Source organism: Niveispirillum sp., from assembly GCF_017996735.1.
GTDB lineage: Bacteria > Pseudomonadota > Alphaproteobacteria > Azospirillales > Azospirillaceae > Niveispirillum.
Window position 1 is genome coordinate 1 of the sequence record NZ_JAGOGJ010000264.1, and the last position, 2,805, is coordinate 2,805.

Here is a 2,805-nt window from a genome sequence, read left to right on the forward strand (position 1 = left end):
CTGAGGCAAGAGGGGCGGCTGCGCGACATCGTGCGGCCGGTGAAGGAATGAAGCACTGGCGAGACGCGACCGACACACCGACCTTGCGTGCCGCCGTAGAGCGGCTGAAGCGCCAGTGCGAGGCGGCATACTATGCCTGCCAGGATGAAGCCGCAGGCCATGCCCACGACGATCTGGTGGCGGCAGAATGGCGGCTGGGCCGGGCTGAGGTGCGGGCATGAAGCGCAACCCATACTTCAACTTCTACCCCGCCGATTTCATGAACGGGGTGCGTGGTCTTTCAGCGCAAGAGGTGGGCGTCTACACGATGCTGCTGTGCCGCATCTACGAAGAAGACGGGCCTGTCGAATATCACGTCAGAAGGCTGGCGACCTACTGCGGGATGCGCGAGGCGACCTTCGAGAAGGTGGTCGAGAAGTTGGTCGATCTGGGGAAAATGAGCATCGGAAATGGGATGCTCTCGAACGCTCGGGCCGAAGCCGAAATTTCAAAGCGTGCGAACGGTTTGGAAATTGCATCTCGGGCTGGAAAAGCTAGTGCAGAAAAAAGGCAGCAAAATCAACGAACGGAAGCAACGCCAGTTCAACGGGCGTTCAACCATACAGATACAGAAGAAGAGAAGAAAGAAAGAGAACCTAACGGTTCTCCAAAGAAATCCGATGCCGTTTTGGTTCGAGAGTACCTGGCCGAAGTCGTCGGCCCGGAGGTGGCCGAAGCCTTCATCGCTCACCGGCACAAACTCCGAAAACCGATGACGCCACGGGCGGCAAAAATGATCGCCGACAAGCTGCGCAAGGCGGCTGATCCGAAAGCCTGCGCCGACCTGTCAATCCTCAAGGGATGGCAGGACGTGTTCCCAGAAAACCCGAACCTGCCACAATCGCGACAGGTGGCCCCGGCAGGAGCCGACTGGTGGGGAGGGCGCGACCTGTGATCGACGTGGACGCATTTCTGGAACGGGCAGCAATTCTGGAGTTCGAGGCTGGCCTGTCGCGCTACCAGGCGGAGGTCGTAGCGGCGCGGATGCAGGACTGCTCACGGTGGGAAGCAATGAAGGCGGTGAAGGATGCCGAGCGCATGGGAAATCGTTCAGAAGCACGGGATCAGCGTCAAGAAGACCAGCGGCACGGTTCGGACTGAGTGCCCGGAGTGCAGCGCAGGTCGCAAGAACAAGCGCGACCCGTGTCTGAGCGTGACGTTCAAGTCTGATGGGGTCCAGTGGCACTGCTGGCACTGCGAATGGAAAGGGGGCGAGTTCTATGACGACCGACGTGATGAAATGGCTGCAAGAGGTTCGCCGGCTGGACGCAGGGCTCTTGCGGGAGATGCGCGTAGCGGTGCGCCACGTCCCAGGGATCGAGGGCCCAGCGGCGGTGTTCCCCTACATTCGCAACGGCGAAACCTATGCGGGGAAGTTCCGCGGCATCCAGAAGAAGGACAGCCAAGGCCGCAGCAACTTCCGGTCGACGAAGGACGTGGTGCGCGGCCTATACAACATCGACGCGCTTTCACGGGATCAGGACCAGCCCGTCGTGATTACCGAGGGCGAGATTGACGCGCTGTCGGTGATCCAGTCCGGTTTCATCCGGGCGGTTTCTCTTCCCGATGGGTGGACGGCGCAGGGCAACAAGACCGAGGCAATCGTTGAGGCGGAAGAGGCGCTGCGCCGCTCGCCCTATGTGATCGTCGCTGGCGACAACGACGAGGCCGGGGAGAGCCTTCCGCGCGTCATGGCAACCATCCTTTCCGGCCACGATGTCCGCTATGCGATCTGGCCGGAAGGCTGCAAGGATGCCAACGACGTTCTGGTGTGCCACGGCGAAGGCGTTCTCGCGAAATGCCTGAACGAAGCCAAGCGGATCGACCCTCCAGGCGGCGTTATATCTGGCTTCTCTGACATGCCGCCCATGAGTGCGCAGCGTGTGCTGCGGATCGGCAAAGAACCTTTTGACAAGGTGATCGCGCTGGAGATCGGGGAGATTTCGGTCTGGACCGGCCTACCTGGCGCCGGAAAGTCAACGCTGACCATCTGGACGGCGGATGAGGTTTCGATCCACGAGAAGGTCCGCGTGGGTCTGATCGGGTTCGAGACGCACGCTTTCCGCATTCGCGACCAGTTGTGCCGGGCGAAGCATCGCAAGGCTTTCCGCGACCTATCGGAAGCAGAACGGGACAAGCTGCTGGCCGACCTTGATGCGCGCTGGCGGCTCGTCCACACCAGCGCCGATGCGCAGCACCATCTGGGGTGGCTGGAAAGCATGGTGAAGACGCTGGCGATCCGCGATCGGTGCCGCATCATCATCATCGACCCGTGGAACGAGTTGGAGCACCTGCCCGAGAAGGGCGAAAGCATGACCAACTACATCAACTTCGCGATCAAGACGATCCGCAGCTGGGCAAAGGCGCTGGAGTGCCACATCGCCATCGTCGCGCATCCGGCCAAGATGCGGACGGATCAGGGCAAGCGGCCGCCGACCGGCTACGACATCGCGGATAGCGCGGCCTTTTTCAACAAGCCTGGCCTCGGCATCACGGTCCACGAAGGCAAGGAAGAGGGGGAGGTCGAAATCTACAACTGGAAAACCCGCGACCGGCTGCTCTATGGCACGCGGCCTGGCCGGATCACGGCGCATTTCGCGCAGGTTCACGGGGTCTACCGGGCCACGACAGAGGCGGTGCAATCGCTGGAGCAAAGCCAGATGGAGGGCTTCTGATGGATCCCAAGTTTCTCGCCAGGGTGCAGGCGGCGGGCTGGGTGATCCGGCAGGTCGAGACGGAAAAGGTCTGGTGCGGTTGCCCCCGTGC

General features: G+C 61.6%; 4 protein-coding genes. All 4 read left to right on the forward strand.

The features are described from left to right. On the forward strand, positions 1–221 hold a 221-nt coding region (locus KBA48_RS32880), incomplete at its 5' end, for a hypothetical protein (RefSeq protein ID WP_292912882.1). Then, a complete protein-coding gene (locus KBA48_RS32885) occupies positions 218–934 on the forward strand; it encodes a DUF1376 domain-containing protein (protein ID WP_292912883.1) in 717 nt (238 codons plus the stop codon). The genes KBA48_RS32880 and KBA48_RS32885, both read left to right, overlap by 4 nt. Further along, positions 931–1,140 (forward strand): hypothetical protein, encoded by a 210-nt coding sequence (locus KBA48_RS32890; protein WP_292912884.1) that lies wholly within the window; start codon positions 931–933, stop codon positions 1,138–1,140. Before KBA48_RS32885 ends, KBA48_RS32890 begins: the two co-directional genes overlap by 4 nt. Positions 1,141–1,259: 119 nt before the next feature. Continuing rightward, positions 1,260–2,714, forward strand: coding sequence for a toprim domain-containing protein (locus KBA48_RS32895; RefSeq protein ID WP_292912885.1), 1,455 nt, complete (start codon positions 1,260–1,262; stop codon positions 2,712–2,714). Positions 2,715–2,805 lie beyond the last annotated feature (91 nt).